We start from the raw sequence: 15,187 nt of genomic DNA, 5'->3' as shown, positions 1-15,187 counted from the left end.
AGCAGCTGCTGCTTGGTCACGCCTGGGCAGGCGCTGTCTCCAACCTGAACTTCTGTACCATGCTGGAGAGCTTATCCACCTGACGCTCGAGCCCCTGGGCTGCTTCAGATGAGTGTGCCGCACTGTCGGCGTTCTTCTGGGTGACCTGGTTGATCTGGGCAACAGCCTGATTGATCTGGTCAATGCCGTCAGCCTGTTCTGCCGTAGCTCTGGAGATCTCGTCGGTCAGCAGACTGATGGTCCTGGCCCCTTCTACGGCACCGCGCAGCTGCCGGTTGATATCCCGTGAAAGCTCTTCACCGTTGCGGGAAAGCTGCAGCGAGGTACGGGTCATCTGTTCGGTCCGCTTGGCTGCATCGGCAGAACGGCTGGCCAGGCTGTGAATCTCGTCGGTCAACAGCTTGAAGTCGTTACCGGCCCCCTCCACATGGGCGGCCTCAATGGCGGCATTCACCCCCAGCAGGTTTGAGAACATGGCCACATCTTCCAGATCATCGATCAGCAACTGGAAGTCATCCCGCAGCTTGTCAGCCTCTTCACCATCGCCCAATGCGACCTGTTTGCTGAACTGTTTCATCCCCTTTGCCGTTTCGGTACAGCGCTGTCCCAGTTTCCTGATCTCGTGGGCAACCACGCCGAATCCGCCTGCCGAGGTCCTGATCCTGATCGCCTTGTCCATGGCGCTGGTGGAAAGGGTGCCGGTCTCCTTGGCAATCCCGTCGATCTCATTGACAATAGCGGTGGTATTTTCCGCGGCCTCACGCACCTTGACCATCGCCCCCAGCATCTGCTCCATTGACTCCTGGGCCTGTTCCATGGTCTGGGCTGCCTCGTGAACCTTTTCCCTGGCCTCGCTGGTCTTGCTGGTACTGGTTGCCGCACCGACGGCAATCCGTTCCAGGTTGCTGGATGTCTCAGCCAGCTGATTACTCTGCTCTGCAGCGCCATCAGACACGACCGCATTGCCTTCACTGATCTGCTGGCCCGCCTCTGAAACCAGCTCCACGGTTTCCGCCACCTGCGAGATGGCGCTGTGCAGCGCCTCTGCGGTGGTGTTCATGGCCTTACGGATTACGGCATGATCGCCGTGGTAGCGGCCCCGCATCCTGGCGCTCAGGTCATAGCCGGCCAACCGGCCCAGTACACTGCTGGCCTCGCTAACCGGGTCAAGCACCGCATCCAGCGTGCCGTTCATCCCCTGAATCAGTTCTTTCCAGATGCCGTCGTAATCCCAGTCATTGCCACGGGTCTTCAGGTTCCCCTCACGCACCGAATCGGTCAGGTTGGTGGTCTCTTTGTGCATGCCGTACAGGATGGCCAGCAGGGTGTTGATGTTCTGCTTGATGGTATTGTACTCCCCCTGATAGTCATCAATCACAAAGGCAGGAATCCGCCCGTGGGCAATCTCGTCCAGGGCGTGGCCGGCTAACCGCATCGGCGCAATCAGCGCGTCCAGCATGCCATTCACCAGATGCAAAAGTTCAGCATCCTGGGTCGTGTGCCCGGTGGTATCGCAGCGTTGGTCAAGCCTGCCTGCCACCATTGCTTCTGCAACGGCATGGATGGCGTTATAGACGGTCAGTTGGTGGTCACTCATGGCTGGTCTCCTGCCTGATTAGATACTGGCGACAGATGCAATTCATTATAGACGGCCGCTACCGCACGCGGTACGGCAGCAGCAACTTCCGGGGTCATGGCTGCCCCCAGTTGATCAAAGCAACAGCCCTCAACCCCCACCAGCAGGATCCGTCGGGGCATCCGCTCGGGGTACAGGGTCCGGCCGATGGCCAGCGTATCTTTCAGGCCGATGCCGTGGGCAGAGATAGCACTGCCCCCCTCTAACGCCGGCAGTTCATCCCAGGGCCAGAGCCGCACCGTGCCGATGGGGCTCCCAAGCTGGACCGCATCAACCACCATCATCAGCTCTTCCTGCCCGCTCAGCAGTTCCAGCAGGGCGATACCGCCGACACCGCAGTACTCCAGCCGGACCGTTTCCGGCAGTCCTTGTTCGGTCAGCCGGGTAAAAACAGCATGCCCCACGGCGTCATCAGCCACCAGTTCATTACCGATACAGACCACCAGGGCCCGGGTGGCTGTCACTGGCTGCAGGTGGTTATTCTGCATACCTGACCGGTGGTAATGATCTCTGACTTGACCGGCCGGTGCAGCAGCTCGTTGACCATACCGTCAAAGTAGGCATGAAACAGCTTGCAGACGGCGCTGCCAGTCTCGATGGAACGTAAGGCGCAGACATCACGCAGGGCGCAATGTTCAAAGGTGATCTCTGACGAGGTCTCGCTGGTGGCGCTGGCGGTCATCTGAAAACCGGCCTGCATCCGTTTGGCAAGCAGATCAAGCACCGACGCAAGTGTTGGCTGGTGCAGATTAAGCGGCAGCTTGCGGGCAATGGAGCGACCGGCAATCCTGCCCACCGGTGCCGTGGCGCCACCCATGATGTTGTCAATGGTGTTGGCAAAGCTCTCAATCAGAAAGGCCACCTCGGTAAAGGCCTTCTGGTGGTCTTCAGGGGTCATCTGCAGGGCGTTATCGTTGGTCATAGGAATTTCCCCATCCGCTTGCTGAACTCAAGGTCGCGGTAGAAGTTCTTTACCTGGTGATAGTTGGCATGGGTGATGGCACCGGATGGGCAGATAAAGGCACAGGAGAGACAGGCGATGCAGTCCTCTGCATGCCCCACCGTACAAAGCCGTTTCTCTTCATCAAAAGTGAACACCTTGGTGGGGCAGATATCAACGCACATCTCGCACCCCCGGCAGGCCTGCTCATGTACCGTGATTTCAACCGTAGAGCCTGTCGACATGGCTACCTCCTGATGGTCTTGACGGTCCGGCCGCCACGGTTGATGCTGATCTCCATCGGCATGGCCCCCACGGCATGGGTGGCGCAGGAGAGACAGGGGTCATAACAGCGGATGCTGAACTCAACAGCATTTAACAGGGCCTGGTCATCCGGCTTGCCGATAACGTGGGACGTTGCTGCGTGCTCAATTGAGCGATTGATGATGGCGTAGTTCTGCTGGGTGGCAACAATCAGGTTGGCTGCCCTGACAATGCCGTCTTCATCAATCTCATAGTCATGGATCAGGGTGCCGCGGGGTGCCTCGGAATGGCCGACTCCGCGTCCTCCCTTGAACTTGACCGGCACCCGCGTCTCGCCGTTCACCGCCGGGTCACGCAGGATATCGTCTGCCCGTTCAATGGCCCAGATCATCTCGACCAGCTTGGCATAGGCCTGGAACAGGGTAATGTGGCAGGGATAACCGCCCAGACTGAGCATCTCCTCCATTTCCCGGTTGGCCCACTCAGTGTTAAACTGCTGCATGGCGTTGATTCTTGCCAGGGGACCAACCCGGTAGTCATGCAGCAGGCCATCCTTCTTGAAGCTGACCCGCTTCATGTAGGAGAAGTCAACCACCGACTCAACCATGTACTTGTCGTAATCCTGCACCGGGAACTCAACCTGGGTACTGCCGTTTTCATCAACCGCACGGAGATTGCCCTGAATCAGCGAGACCCGGTTGTCCAGCACCGTGCCCACACTCCAGGACGGGGCAACCCAGTCAGTCAGCATGGCCGGATGTTTTTCCAGCATGCTTACCACCAGCTGCTTGACCACCGGCGCCAGTTCTCTGGCAAGCTGCTTGCCTTCATCAACCAGGCTCTGCAGCATTGCACGCTTCTCACTGTCCAGCACAAAGGTAATACCGCCGGCCACCGAGGTGACCGGATGGGTGCCGCGTCCCCCGACAATCTCATTCAGGCGTTGCCCGACGGTCCTGATCCGCAGCGCCTTTTTTGCCACCTCAGGGTTGGCCTGCACAATCCCCACCACATTCCGGATGGCCGGATCGGCATCCAGCCCCAGCACCAGGTCAGGCCCCTGCAACACAAACAGGGACAGGGCATGGGAGTGGATGATATGCCCCATGTACATCAGTTCCCGCAGCAGCATGGCAGCCGGCGGGGCCACCACGCCACAGGCATGGTCAAGGGCGTTGGAGGCGGCAATATGGTGGGCCGTAGGGCAGACTCCGCAGATCCGGGCCGTGATGTGGGGCATCCGGTTGGCCTCCATCCCCACCAGGATCTTCTCAAAACCGCGCAGCTCGTTCACCACCAGTCCGGCATTATCAAGAGACCCATCCTCAGCCAGATTGACAAAGACCTTGGCATGCCCTTCGATACGGGTCACCGGATCAATCCGGATGGTTCTGGAATTGGGTGTTTCAGTTTGGGCAGACATGACCGTGCCTCCTAGCCGTGTGCGGCTTCATAATCTTCATTGGCCTCGTGAATCCACTTATTGATCAGGAAGGTTGGCTTCTCACTGATCATGGAACTGGCCATGGTGTAGGAATAGTGGGACTTTGAGCTCTTCTCGATCTCCTTGATGATATCCTCTCTGGGGATCTTGGTCAGCCGCGCCATCCGCTCTGCAATCTCGGTGCGGATATCACGGTTGGGCTCGCTCAGGATCTGCATGGTGGCACCGGCACAACCGGTACAGGGGATGCCGTTGGTTGGACAGGGGGAAAGGCAGCGGTCTATGGTGGCCGACCCCATACAGATGTAGCCCTGTGAAAGAAAGCAGAGTTCCGGGTCAGGGATACCATCGGTATGCTGTTTGATGGTGTCCAGATCACTCTTTTTCATCTGGCGCTTGCACTTGGCGCAGACCGATTCCTTGGTGGCCTTGGGCTGCCGCCCTTCCAGCAGCGAGACCAGGGCATCAAAGATATAGGTGGGATGGGGGGGACAGCCGGCCAGGTACAGATCAACCTCGATCACCTTGTCAATCGGGGTTACCGACACCTCCAGCGGCGAGATCTCACGGCTGGGCAGACTGCTGGTGCTGGTGGTCTTGTTCTGCAGGTAGACCGCATCAGCAATCTCTTCACGGGTATGCACGTTGCCAGCCCCGGCCGGGCCGCCAAATACGGCGCATGAGCCCCAGGCGATGATCAGATCGCAGCTTTTGCGCATCTCAATGGCGGCATGGCGGTCATGCTCATTGCGGATGGCGCCGGACACCAGACCGATCTTGGCGGGCGGGTAGTCCTTGACATCTGTCAGCACCGGGCAGCGCTGAATCTTGACTGACTCCAGCACCGACAGGATTTTTTCGTGCAGGTCAACAATGGCGATATGACAGCCGGAACAGTCGGACAGCCACTCGGTGTTGATGGTTACCAGTTCGGCACTCATGCGGCACCCCCTGCCCTGCGGATGGTCAACTTCTTCATGCAGGCATTCTCACCGGCATGAATGATTTCCAGCGCAGAATCAGCCCCCATGATGGTCTGCAGGGCACCGGCAAAGAAACCGTTCATCATGGTGCAAAGCGACCCCTTCTGGCAGTGACCGAACCGGAACAGGGACTGGCGGATCATGCAGTCACGGAAGACAAGACTGACTTCCTGCCCCTCGTCTGTCTGCTGTACCAGGGTGGGCTGATCATGCATTTTGAAGGTCTCGAACAGCCAGAGGAAGCCGTTTTTGACCAGCACGTCACGGGTTGCCTGCAGAGCCTGTTCAAGGTCTTTGGTTTTGGGGATGCTGCTGGAGAGGTTTTTACCCAGATTTTTTCCTGCCAGGTAGGAAATACTGTTGGCAGACTCGCCAATTGCCTCCTCCATACCGCTGGCAATGGCCCCCAGAAAGACCATGGTCTCCTGCAGGGCAAAACGGGGATCGGAAAGAGCTGTTGCGGGCGTGGTCTCTGACATGTTCAGGCGGCCTCCCATCTTCGGTGAATGGATTTGGTCTGAAATCAGCAAAATGCTTCGTATACAGAATGATGCACCGCTTGTAACAGATTTTTGTCCAATTGCAATAGGGAGATTCACCTAGCCCGTCACTATTTTTCCTGTGCCTGAAGAGATCCTGAAAAAATAAGCAGATCCTCCCTAAAACTCCGCTACCTTAAGGTTCGAGATCAGTTTCAACTTCATCACTAACTTTTACAGAGTGGGAGATTTGGTCAGATGAGCGTCAAACTCGGCAGCAATTCCAATCGCTGCACTGCCGGCATGGTGGCGGTTGACCCGAACAGGCAATCAACCTTCAAGCACCGCTTCTGTACCCGGAGTTATCATCCTTTTACCAGTCGCCTGCTTAAACAGGACAAACTGTTCCTCCAGCTGGGTCAGCAACTCGGGCTGTTCCGTCAGCTGCAGCTCCCGGGCAGCCGTTTCTAGCTCGGCTGCCGCCAGGGACAGGGCAGCAGCCCCCACATTGCCGGCCGAGCCTTTGAGGGCATGCGCCTTGGCCCGTACCTGTTCGGCATCATCTGCTTTGGCCGCCTGCCGCAACTGGGCCATATGTTCATCGGCGCTCTCAAAAAACATGACCACAAACTTCTGTATCAGCACCTCATTTCCGCCCAGCCTGGTCAACAGGGCCTGACGGTCGAAGACGGGGGGGCGTTCCTGTTCCTGTTCCGGCATGGTTTCAGGTGGTTCAACAACCTGCAGCGTCTCCTGTTCTAAGCGGCCAAACACCATCTGCGCAATCACCCTGCAGAGATCATCCTCTTTGATCGGCTTGGCGATGTAGCCATCCAGACCTGCTGCCAGACAACGATCCCGGTCCCCCTGCAGGGCATAAGCGGTCATGGCGATAACCGGCACCGGCTGCAGTCCCTGGGACAGTTCAAAGGAACGAATCTCGTTTGTGGCTTCAAAGCCGTCCATAACCGGCATCTGAATATCCATAAAGACCAGATCAAAGTGCTCTTTGCGGGCAGCCTCAACCGCCTCCAGCCCGTTCGCTGCCAGGACGACCCGATGCCCCAGTTTTTCAAGGATGATCCGGGCCAGCTCACGGTTGATTTCAACATCATCAACCAACAGAATTGAACAGCTGCCCTGCGCCTCCCTGACCTGATGACTGGTTACCGGGCTGTTACCGGGCTGTTCCTTGCCATGCATGATCGCCTTGATCGCCTCATACAGCTCACTGTGAATAACCGGCTTGGTCAGATAACCGTTTACCTTCAGCTCACGGCAACGCCGGGCATCGCCCCGTTTTCCGGCGCTGGGCAACAGCACCAGTTTCAGTTCATCGTAGCGCCGGTCACTCCTGATCTGCTCCATCAGCCCCCAACCGTCACAGCCGGGCATCTGGAGATCGGTCAACAACAATTGGACAGGTCGTCCAGGCTGGGCGTACTCCAGCAGCGACAACGCCTCTGCAGCACTAGCCGCGGTGAGTACATCCATCCCCCAGCGGGTCAGAAACTGCTCCAGTAACTGGCAATTGAGGGCAATATCATCCACCACCAGCGCCAGATAACCGGACAAGGTGCCGGACTGCTGTGCCTCATGCTGCGGCTGTTCCTGCACCCTGCAGCGCAGGGTAAACCAGAAGGTGCTGCCCTGCCCTGTTACACTTTCCACCCCGATCTCGCCCCCCAGCAACTGCACCAGACGGCTGCTGATGGCCAGTCCCAAACCGGTGCCGCCATACTTTTTGGTTGTTGAGAGATCAGCCTGCTCAAAGGGGGCAAAAATCCGCTGTTGCTGTTCAGGACTGATACCGATCCCCTTGTCCCGTACTTCAAAGCGTAGCAGCAGCTCCTTGTCGGACAGTTCCTGTTGTTTTGACACCAGCAGTTCAACCTCGCCCTGATCGGCAAACTTGACCGCATTGCCGACAAGATTAAGCACTATCTGCCGTAGCCGCCCCGGGTCACCGATCAGGGTATCAGGCAGGTCCTGATCCACCATGAAAACCAGCTCCAGCCCCTTCTGACCGGCCCGCGCCGACAGTGTCCGCAGGCTCTGGCCCAGCATGCTGCGCAACATGAACGGGATTGCCTCGGTCTCAAGCCTGCCGACCTCGATCTTTGAGAAATCAAGGATGTCGTTGATGATATTCATCAGATTTTCTGCCGAGATCTTGACCGAGCGTAGATAGTCAAACTGCTGCGGGTTCAGCTCCGTGTCCATCAAGAGCTCAGTCATCCCCAGAATGCCGTTCATCGGCGTCCTGATCTCATGGCTCATATTTGCCAGAAACTCGCTCTTGGCCTGACTGCTGGCCTCAGCCTGTTCCTTGGCAATCCGCATCTCTTCACCGGACTGCGTCAGTTGCACGTTGACAGCCGCCAGCTGTCGCGCCAGCAGGATACCGCTCCCCATAACCAACAGCACAATGACACCGCCAAGCCCCATCTGCAGGTTTTTATAAAGTTCCCGACGGGCCGACAGCTCTTTGTTCAGACTGGTGATCCGGTTATTGCTTTCATAGTAGAGCCGGTTTGCATTTTCGTTCAGACGGACAAAGAGTGAGGGGAGATGCTTGTAGAACATATTCAGTTCATCTTCAAGGCTCAACAGACGTGCGGCATTGCGGGCTTCACGCGCCTGTTCGCGCCTGGCAAGCAGCAAGGCCAATTCATCAGCCTTGAGCCTGACCTTGTCCAGCTGCGGCCCTATTTCGATCAGCTCCAGCAGGTTGTGGGGATCACCGGAGTGAGGGGTATAGGTAACCTGTTCGTTCAGGACATCTACCCCCTCAATATTCAGGTCAATGGTTCGCTCAACCCGGCCTCCGTCCTTGAGCACCAGCAGGTCATGTTCAAGTTTCAGGCTTTTTTCCCTGATACCGGACCGCAGGCGGCCCTGTTCCACCATGCTGACTGAGGCCATCATCCGGTTGAAATCAAGCTCCATCCCCTTGATGTCATCAACCAGCACGGCGCCGATGAACAACCGGGTCCGCTCATTCCGTCCACGCTGTTCCAGCTCTTCCATCAGACTGCCGATGACAAAGTTAACTGTAGCCAGCGCTACAAAGCCGATCACAAACAGCCCCAACAGCAAAAACAGCAGGCGGGAGGCCCGTGCAGCCCCTGACGTTGCCTGCATCAGCTGCCTGAATTGCGTTGTGATTGATTTCATAACGTCTTATTGCCCTGATTTGGCAGTGGTAATAAAACCATAGCGGCGGAAGACCGCCTGTCCCTGCGGACCTGCGGCAAATGCCATGAATTTGCGTGCCATAACCGGATTCTTTGAGAAGGTCAACAGGGTCAACTGTAACTCTTGAGGTGGGGCAACTGTTGGCGGCAGATCCAGCACATCAACGGAAGCGGCATTATCCGGAAAGTATCCGGTGGCACGCCAGCTCATGGTTATGTCAGCACCCCCCCGGCGCATGGCTGCCATGATCGAACGGGAGTCCGGCAACATCTGCACCACCTTGGCTGCAACTTTGGGATAGAGCCCCGTCTGTGTCAAAATACGTCGCGCCTCAACACCGACGCTGCCGCTTTCACTGCTGCCCAGCACCACGCTCAGATCCTTGCGCAGCAACTCTTTCAGATCCGGCTTGACCTTCTTGGGATTGCCTTTCTGAACCATTAATGCCATCTGATTAAAACCCAGTCCGCGATACTCACCAAGCAGCCCCTCCGGCAGATGCCTGGTCCGGAAAACCGGTTCACCCGGAAGATACAGGTCTCCCTGCTGACTCTTTTTTGCACTTTGGTATAGATCTTCCGATCCTCCCTGGGCAATGGTAATGCTGACCTTTTCCTGTTTCTCAAACAGGCGTGCAATGTCGGTAATCGGACGCACCATGGTGATGCCGCAATAGATCAACAGGCTGTTCCCTGACGGGGCGGCAAAGACCATCGCAGGCGTAAGCAGCAGCGTAAACAGCAGCAATGACACGGAACGGAGACGGCAGGTTCGGATCGGCATACAGACCTCCGGGATCTAGGTAATGGTAAGCAATTCAAGGAACGGATCAGTCTCATCCTGCTGATCCTTCAGCCGGTCACGGATCTCCACAAACTGTGGCAGGTTATCCAGAAAGAGCTTCAGCAGTCGGGGTTCAAAGAATGTACCCCTGCCCTCTTCCATGATGACCAGGATTTTCTCAATCGGGAAGGCCTTCTTGTAAGGGCGGTCAGAGGCAAGCGCATCAAAGATGTCGCTGATCATCACAATCCGCGCAAAGATATGGATTGCCTCACCCTGCAAGCCACACGGATAACCGCTGCCATCCCATTTTTCATGATGCTGCAGCGCCACAATCCGGCCTGCTTCCAGAGAATGATAACGTTCACCTTCCGACAGGATCCTCCCGCCGATGGTGGTATGCAGCTTCATGATCTGCATCTCGGTATCATCCAGCTTACCCGGTTTGAGCAGTATCCGGTCCGGTATGCCGATCTTGCCCACATCGTGCAGCGGCGAAGCGAAGCGGAGCAGTTCTGCCTGTTCATCCGGAAGCCCGGCCAAGAGCGCCAGATTTTTTGACATCTCGCTGATACGACGGGTATGCATGCCGGTTTCCATATCCCGAAATTCAGCAGCACGTCCCAGACGCAGGCAGATCTCGTATTCAGCTTCCTGGGACAGCGACAGGGCCTCTTGCAAGGCAGCAGTTTTTTCAGCTACCTTCTGCTCAAGCACCACATTCATGTTGCTGATCAGATCCTGGTAGCGTTTGTTGCGGACATGGTTCATCACCCGCAGTCGCATTTCCTCGGGGTTGTACGGCTTTGCAAGAAAATCGTTGGCCCCCAATCCCAGGACCCTGGTCACTTCCTGCGGATCGGCGGTAACCACAATGACCGGTATTTTCATCAATCTGAAGTTGAGCTTGATTCGCTGCAGGGCCTCAAAACCGTCCATGACCGGCATCTGCAGGTCAAGCAGCACAATATCGATACCCGGTGTCGCCTCCAGCAGATCGAGGGCTTCCTGGCCGTTCAAGGCAGTATAGATGGTGGCTGAAACCCCTTCCAGCATGGTCTGAATCATCTGCAGGTTAAAGTTGTCATCATCAACAGCCAGAATCTTTATATCGTCAAACATCGTCTCCTCCTGCCTCTGTCAAGCCGGATAGCCGCTGCCACGTTTCAATCACTGCCGGTATCCTGCAAACCGCCACCTATTTTACACGATCCGCACCTTATTACCACTCGCCACAACAGGCGACAATGGGGTGATTACCCTAGAGACGGCTTGGCGGGGCCGGAAGACGTTACAAATCTTTACCCAACCAGCTGTTCACTTAACGAAGAGCAGGGTTCCTCCACCCGATACGTTCAAGTAACAGGTTCACTATCCACGCCGGATCAAAGGAGGCCCGCCATGAGCAGCATCAGCAGTATCAGCAGCAGCGTGAGCAGCATGTTCAGTATTGAGCAGCAAAAGAGAAAGCAGGATCTTTTTACCAAAGTTGACAGTGACGGCAACGGCGGCATTTCTCAGACCGAGTTAACGGCTCTGACAGACAAGATCGCTCAGGACAGCGGCAAAACACTGGATGCCTCATCACTGCTTTCCCAGTATGACAGCAACAGTGATGGTTCTCTCAACAGCGATGAGATGGACAGCCTGATGGAAAGCATCAAGCCGAAGCATGAGCGTGACGCCATGCTAAGCAGTGACGAAGAGTCCAGCAGTCAGACCAGCGGCCTTGACACCAGTTCGCTGGCCTCGTATCTGTCAAACTCCGGCCAGGATCTGGTTGCAAGCCTGATCAGCATGCTGCAACAGATGCAAAGCTCATCATCCGCTGACGAAGACAGCTCAAGCGGCAGCAGTTCGGCCATAGGCAGCAAACAGGGGCCACCTCCGCCGCCACCAAGTCCGGAAGAGATGTTCAAGAAGGTGGATAGCGACAGTAGCGGCGCCGTTTCCTCTGATGAACTGCAGACCATGCTGGACAAAATGGCGGAAATGACCGGTCAGTCACAGGATGCTTCTGCTCTCATTACCCAGTATGACAGCGACAGTGACGGTTCTCTCAACAGCGCTGAGATGGACAGCATGATGAAAAGCATGGGACCGCCACCACCGCCGCCACAGATGGCCCAGTCAGACAGCAGCTCTGACCAGGACAGCAGTTCCCAGCAGGATGCCCTGGCCTCGTTCCTCCAGAATGCCGACCAGAACAGCCTTGCCACCCTGCTGAAAATGCTGAAGAGCAGTGCCAGCTCAAGCAGCAGTTCACAATCGGTGAACGTACTGTCCTGACCTGGTAGCCACGCTGTTCTTTACCATTCGTGCACATCTCTTTACCACCAGGACAGGTCCAATTTTGTTAGACTTTTAATAACATTGTCTAACATCACCTACTCTGAGAGGAAAGGAGCAGCACCATGGTAATGCGGCTGTTGTCAGCACTACTGTTAGCAGGATTACTACTGGGAGGTTCAACCGTACAGGCAGAGGAATGCCCCGAGGCACTGTTGCCACCACCTCCACCGCCACCTGATTGCCGGCCTCATCCTCCCTTGCCGGGCCCCGGGCATCACAGGATGAGGGGGTTGCCGCAATTGACCAGCGAGCAGCAGGCGCAACTGGACCAGTTACTTAAAAAAGAACGGGACCACACTGCGGGGATTATGCAGAAAATGGAAGAAAACCGGCATACCTTGCAGCAGGCAGCAGACCGGGAGCCGTTTGATGAGGCCGCAATTACGGCACTGGCAAAGCTTCAGTCAGAACTGCAGACAGAACTGCTGGTCTCGCATATCCGTACCCAGGTACGCATCAGGTCTCTCTTCCCAGCACCACGTAATCAGTAGCAGCACTTCCCATGATGCAAGGGCAGGATTCTCCTGCCCTTGCCCTTCCCGCAGCGCTCCTTCCGGAAAAATCAGGCTTGCATGCTTGACAGCTTACGGCTAAAGGATAAGCTAAGAGCAATCAGAGACTGCAAGAAGGAGCTTCCCATGTTCGACGGATCAAATCTTGGCAGGAATACCATTGCCATGGTTCTGGCAGGCGGCAAAGGAGAACGGCTGATGCCTTTGACCCTGCGCCGCGCCAAGCCCAGCGTCACCTTTGGCGGCAAGTACAAGATCATTGACTTTGTCTTGAGTAACCTGTTCAACTCCGGTATCAGGCGAATGTACATCCTGACCCAGTACCGGGCCTACTCACTCAACAAGCATATTCGTGAATCATGGGGTAAATGGACCGGTCTGGGAGAGTTCTGCGTGGCCATCTCACCGGAGACCAGCAGCGACAGCGAACAGTGGTTCAAGGGCACTGCAGATGCCATTCTGCAATACCTGCGCTTTGTGGAAACCGCCGATGCGGACTACGTGGCGGTCTTTGGAGGTGATCATATCTACAAGATGGATGTGACCCAGATGATCCAGTTCCACCGCATGAACCGTGCCGACCTCACCATCGCCTCCCTGGAGGTGCCGAAAGAAGAGGCCAGCCGCTTCGGGGTCTTCTCAGTTGATGACGACAACCGCGTCACCGCCTTTACAGAAAAACCGAAAGATCCTGAAACCATACCGGGTCGTGAAACCTGCTTTGCCTCCATGGGCAACTACATCTTTCCCACCCGCAAGCTGATCGAAGTCCTGCTGGAAGGTAAAAAACTCCATGAAGACCTTGACTTCGGCAAGCACGTCATTCCGATGATGCTGGAAAAGGGTGATCGGGTCTTCGCCTACAATTTTAACGACAACCTGGTACCGGGGATGAAATCGGAAGAGCGGGGCTACTGGAAGGATGTCGGTACGCTGGACTCCTACTACGAGGCCAACATGGACCTGATCCATGTTTCACCCCAGCTGAACCTTTACAACTACAAGTGGCCGATCCTGACCAACCAGGGCAACCTGCCGCCGGCCAAAACCGTCTTTGACGAAGAAGGCCGTCGCGGCGTCAATATCGACTCCTACGTCACCGGCGGCTGCATCACCAGCGGCAGCACCGTTCGCCGCTCAATCCTGGGGCCGATGTGCAAGATCAACAGCTATAGCCTGGTGGAAGACTCCATCCTGTTTGAGGGGGTTACCGTAGGCCGGCACGTCAAGATCAAAAAGGCGATTATCGACAAGGGGGTAGTCATTCCTGATGGAGCCGAGATTGGCTGCAATCATGAAGATGACCTCAAGAACGGCTATACCATCACCGAATCAGGCATTGTGGTGGTACCGAGAAAAGACCGGTAGCAGATATCAGGAGAGTATCAGTAGCAGAATAACAAAACAGCAATCACCAGGGCAGCACCTGCCAGCACCAGCACTGCCCCGGCAGCAGCATCCTTGGCCGCCTTGGCCAGGGGATGCTGCCCGGGGGAAACCAGATCAACCACCGCCTCCAGGGCGGTATTCATCAACTCGGCGGCAACCACCGCAGCAATCAACAGTACAAGCAGGCCCCATGCAACAGGCTGCAGCCCTTTCCAGGCACCAGCGGCCAGGGCCAGGCAGGCGGCAACCAGATGAAATCTGAGATGCCGCTGGGTTGTGATGCCAAACCTGATGCCCTCCAGCGCATAGCCGAGTGAGACCAGAAAACGCTTCATATCAGAAGCGGTACAGCAGGTTCATACTCACTGCGTCTCCACTGACTGCCGGCAGCAGCACCAGCTTGTTCCCCCTGTCCGCATGGAAGGACGTTACCACACGACCAGCCAGTTCACCAATCGCCGCCCCGAGCAGGACATCACTGGCCCAGTGCTTGTTCTGATACATACGGGAGAAGCCCACAAAGGCAGCGGTCGAGTAGGATACAAGCGCAACCGGGACACTCTCCGAGCTGTGGGCCAGCACCGAAGCCAGGGCGAATGAGCTGGCTGTATGCATGGAAGGAAAGGAATCGTAGTCATTCCTGAACTGGAACGGTCTGAAGTCATCCTTACGTGCCGTTGCCACCGGACGCCCACGACCAGTCCCCTCTTTGATCAACAGAGTGGCGGCATCAGCCAGGATCAACGCCTCACCCAGCATCTCGCCTGTCTCCCTCCACTTTGGAGAACCGGCCGCAAGGCCACCACCGTACACCAACGCAGCCACACCCAGATGCAGGTACGGATTACCGATCAACTCCCCTGCGTCGGTTAACTTGCCAAGTGACCTGCTATGGGTTCCGCTGAGTTTGTCACGGATATCAGCATCGTAGGCATAGGTCAGGCCGATCGCACCGACAACCCCCAGCGTCCAGAACAGATGCCCATCCTGCAGCGTAAAGGGGGTACTGACAAAATCGCTAGACTCATCCAGCAGGCGACTGCTGAAACCTTTCAGCTCGCCACGCACAGTCAGCTCCTCTGCCAGGACAGGCTGGCATAACGTCGCAAGCAAAAGCAAAAGCAAAAGCAATGTTGAATTTTGAATTTTAGATTTTGAATGTAGAACCCTCCATTTAAAATTCATCATTTAAAATTCACCATTGCCT

At 56.3% G+C, this 15,187-nt stretch carries 15 protein-coding genes; 3 read left to right on the top strand and 12 right to left on the bottom strand.

Translation table 11 applies throughout. The annotated features are described in order from the left end of the window. Positions 1–16: 16 nt before the first annotated feature. From FY034_RS06385 to FY034_RS06340, 10 genes are all read right to left on the bottom strand, one after another. Positions 17–1,597 carry a methyl-accepting chemotaxis protein gene (locus tag FY034_RS06385; protein ID WP_265554554.1) on the bottom strand — a complete coding sequence of 527 codons (1,581 nt, stop codon included), beginning with the start codon at positions 1,595–1,597 and terminating at the stop codon, positions 17–19. Next, complete coding sequence (locus FY034_RS06380; protein ID WP_265554553.1) at positions 1,594–2,124, bottom strand: hydrogenase maturation protease; 531 nt, start codon at positions 2,122–2,124, stop codon at positions 1,594–1,596. The genes FY034_RS06385 and FY034_RS06380 overlap by 4 nt, the downstream gene beginning before the upstream one ends. After that, positions 2,097–2,558, bottom strand: coding sequence for a hypothetical protein (locus FY034_RS06375; RefSeq protein ID WP_265554552.1), 462 nt, complete (start codon positions 2,556–2,558; stop codon positions 2,097–2,099). The genes FY034_RS06380 and FY034_RS06375 overlap by 28 nt, the downstream gene beginning before the upstream one ends. Further along, positions 2,555–2,821 carry a 4Fe-4S dicluster domain-containing protein gene (locus FY034_RS06370; RefSeq protein WP_265554551.1) on the bottom strand — a complete coding sequence of 89 codons (267 nt, stop codon included), beginning with the start codon at positions 2,819–2,821 and terminating at the stop codon, positions 2,555–2,557. The genes FY034_RS06375 and FY034_RS06370 overlap by 4 nt, the downstream gene beginning before the upstream one ends. A gap of 2 nt (positions 2,822–2,823) precedes the next feature. Further along, positions 2,824–4,263 carry a Ni/Fe hydrogenase subunit alpha gene (locus FY034_RS06365; RefSeq protein ID WP_265554549.1) on the bottom strand — a complete coding sequence of 480 codons (1,440 nt, stop codon included), beginning with the start codon at positions 4,261–4,263 and terminating at the stop codon, positions 2,824–2,826. A gap of 11 nt (positions 4,264–4,274) precedes the next feature. Further along, complete coding sequence (locus tag FY034_RS06360; RefSeq protein ID WP_265554548.1) at positions 4,275–5,225, bottom strand: methyl viologen-reducing hydrogenase; 951 nt, start codon at positions 5,223–5,225, stop codon at positions 4,275–4,277. After that, complete coding sequence (locus tag FY034_RS06355; protein ID WP_265554546.1) at positions 5,222–5,746, bottom strand: hypothetical protein; 525 nt, start codon at positions 5,744–5,746, stop codon at positions 5,222–5,224. Before FY034_RS06355 ends, FY034_RS06360 begins: the two co-directional genes overlap by 4 nt. A 330-nt stretch (positions 5,747–6,076) precedes the next feature. Next, positions 6,077–8,923 carry a hybrid sensor histidine kinase/response regulator gene (locus FY034_RS06350; RefSeq protein WP_265554544.1) on the bottom strand — a complete coding sequence of 949 codons (2,847 nt, stop codon included), beginning with the start codon at positions 8,921–8,923 and terminating at the stop codon, positions 6,077–6,079. Between the two features lie 6 nt (positions 8,924–8,929). Beyond that, entirely contained in the window at positions 8,930–9,727 is a 798-nt protein-coding gene (locus FY034_RS06345) for a substrate-binding domain-containing protein (RefSeq protein WP_265554542.1), read from the bottom strand. A 15-nt stretch (positions 9,728–9,742) separates the two neighbouring features. After that, the gene (locus FY034_RS06340) at positions 9,743–10,849 is read right to left on the bottom strand and encodes an HD domain-containing phosphohydrolase (protein WP_265554540.1); all 1,107 of its coding nucleotides are present in this window, start codon (positions 10,847–10,849) and stop codon (positions 9,743–9,745) included. Positions 10,850–11,128: 279 nt separating this feature from the next. Here FY034_RS06340 and FY034_RS06335 point away from each other — a divergent pair, with 279 nt between their 5' ends. From FY034_RS06335 to glgC, 3 genes are all read left to right on the top strand, one after another. Further along, positions 11,129–12,016 (top strand): EF-hand domain-containing protein, encoded by an 888-nt coding sequence (locus FY034_RS06335; protein WP_265554538.1) that lies wholly within the window; start codon positions 11,129–11,131, stop codon positions 12,014–12,016. 125 nt (positions 12,017–12,141) lie between these two features. Beyond that, positions 12,142–12,570, top strand: a complete 429-nt coding sequence (locus FY034_RS06330; protein ID WP_265554537.1) for a Spy/CpxP family protein refolding chaperone — start codon at positions 12,142–12,144, stop codon at positions 12,568–12,570. A gap of 147 nt (positions 12,571–12,717) precedes the next feature. Then, a complete protein-coding gene (glgC, locus tag FY034_RS06325; RefSeq protein WP_265554535.1) occupies positions 12,718–13,959 on the top strand; it encodes a glucose-1-phosphate adenylyltransferase in 1,242 nt (413 codons plus the stop codon). A 17-nt stretch (positions 13,960–13,976) separates the two neighbouring features. On the opposite strand, the gene FY034_RS06320 is transcribed toward glgC, so the two are convergent. Together FY034_RS06320 and FY034_RS06315 are read right to left on the bottom strand one after the other, a co-directional pair. Beyond that, positions 13,977–14,315 carry a diacylglycerol kinase gene (locus tag FY034_RS06320; RefSeq protein ID WP_265554533.1) on the bottom strand — a complete coding sequence of 113 codons (339 nt, stop codon included), beginning with the start codon at positions 14,313–14,315 and terminating at the stop codon, positions 13,977–13,979. A 1-nt stretch (position 14,316) separates the two neighbouring features. Beyond that, positions 14,317–15,048: a phosphatase PAP2 family protein gene (locus tag FY034_RS06315; RefSeq protein WP_265554532.1), complete on the bottom strand. Its 732-nt coding sequence runs from the start codon at positions 15,046–15,048 to the stop codon at positions 14,317–14,319. Positions 15,049–15,187: the final 139 nt, after the last annotated feature.

Source organism: Trichlorobacter lovleyi (assembly GCF_015239775.1).
Lineage (GTDB): Bacteria > Desulfobacterota > Desulfuromonadia > Geobacterales > Pseudopelobacteraceae > Trichlorobacter > Trichlorobacter lovleyi_B.
Note: the sequence above shows the minus strand (reverse complement) of the source record. Positions and strands in the feature narration are given on the sequence as shown.

What these genes read in the sequence shown, in the direction of transcription:
- FY034_RS06345 (WP_265554542.1), bottom strand. Translation starts at nt 9,727, where the DNA reads ATGCCGATCCGAACCTGCCGTCTCCGTTCCGTGTCATTGCTGCTGTTT.
- FY034_RS06360 (WP_265554548.1), bottom strand. Translation starts at nt 5,225, where the DNA reads ATGAGTGCCGAACTGGTAACCATCAACACCGAGTGGCTGTCCGACTGT.
- FY034_RS06350 (WP_265554544.1), bottom strand. Translation starts at nt 8,923, where the DNA reads ATGAAATCAATCACAACGCAATTCAGGCAGCTGATGCAGGCAACGTCA.
- glgC (WP_265554535.1), top strand. Translation starts at nt 12,718, where the DNA reads ATGTTCGACGGATCAAATCTTGGCAGGAATACCATTGCCATGGTTCTG.
- FY034_RS06365 (WP_265554549.1), bottom strand. Translation starts at nt 4,263, where the DNA reads ATGTCTGCCCAAACTGAAACACCCAATTCCAGAACCATCCGGATTGAT.
- FY034_RS06370 (WP_265554551.1), bottom strand. Translation starts at nt 2,821, where the DNA reads ATGTCGACAGGCTCTACGGTTGAAATCACGGTACATGAGCAGGCCTGC.
- FY034_RS06385 (WP_265554554.1), bottom strand. Translation starts at nt 1,597, where the DNA reads ATGAGTGACCACCAACTGACCGTCTATAACGCCATCCATGCCGTTGCA.
- FY034_RS06340 (WP_265554540.1), bottom strand. Translation starts at nt 10,849, where the DNA reads ATGTTTGACGATATAAAGATTCTGGCTGTTGATGATGACAACTTTAAC.
- FY034_RS06380 (WP_265554553.1), bottom strand. Translation starts at nt 2,124, where the DNA reads ATGCAGAATAACCACCTGCAGCCAGTGACAGCCACCCGGGCCCTGGTG.
- FY034_RS06355 (WP_265554546.1), bottom strand. Translation starts at nt 5,746, where the DNA reads ATGTCAGAGACCACGCCCGCAACAGCTCTTTCCGATCCCCGTTTTGCC.
- FY034_RS06320 (WP_265554533.1), bottom strand. Translation starts at nt 14,315, where the DNA reads ATGAAGCGTTTTCTGGTCTCACTCGGCTATGCGCTGGAGGGCATCAGG.
- FY034_RS06375 (WP_265554552.1), bottom strand. Translation starts at nt 2,558, where the DNA reads ATGACCAACGATAACGCCCTGCAGATGACCCCTGAAGACCACCAGAAG.
- FY034_RS06335 (WP_265554538.1), top strand. Translation starts at nt 11,129, where the DNA reads ATGAGCAGCATCAGCAGTATCAGCAGCAGCGTGAGCAGCATGTTCAGT.
- FY034_RS06330 (WP_265554537.1), top strand. Translation starts at nt 12,142, where the DNA reads ATGGTAATGCGGCTGTTGTCAGCACTACTGTTAGCAGGATTACTACTG.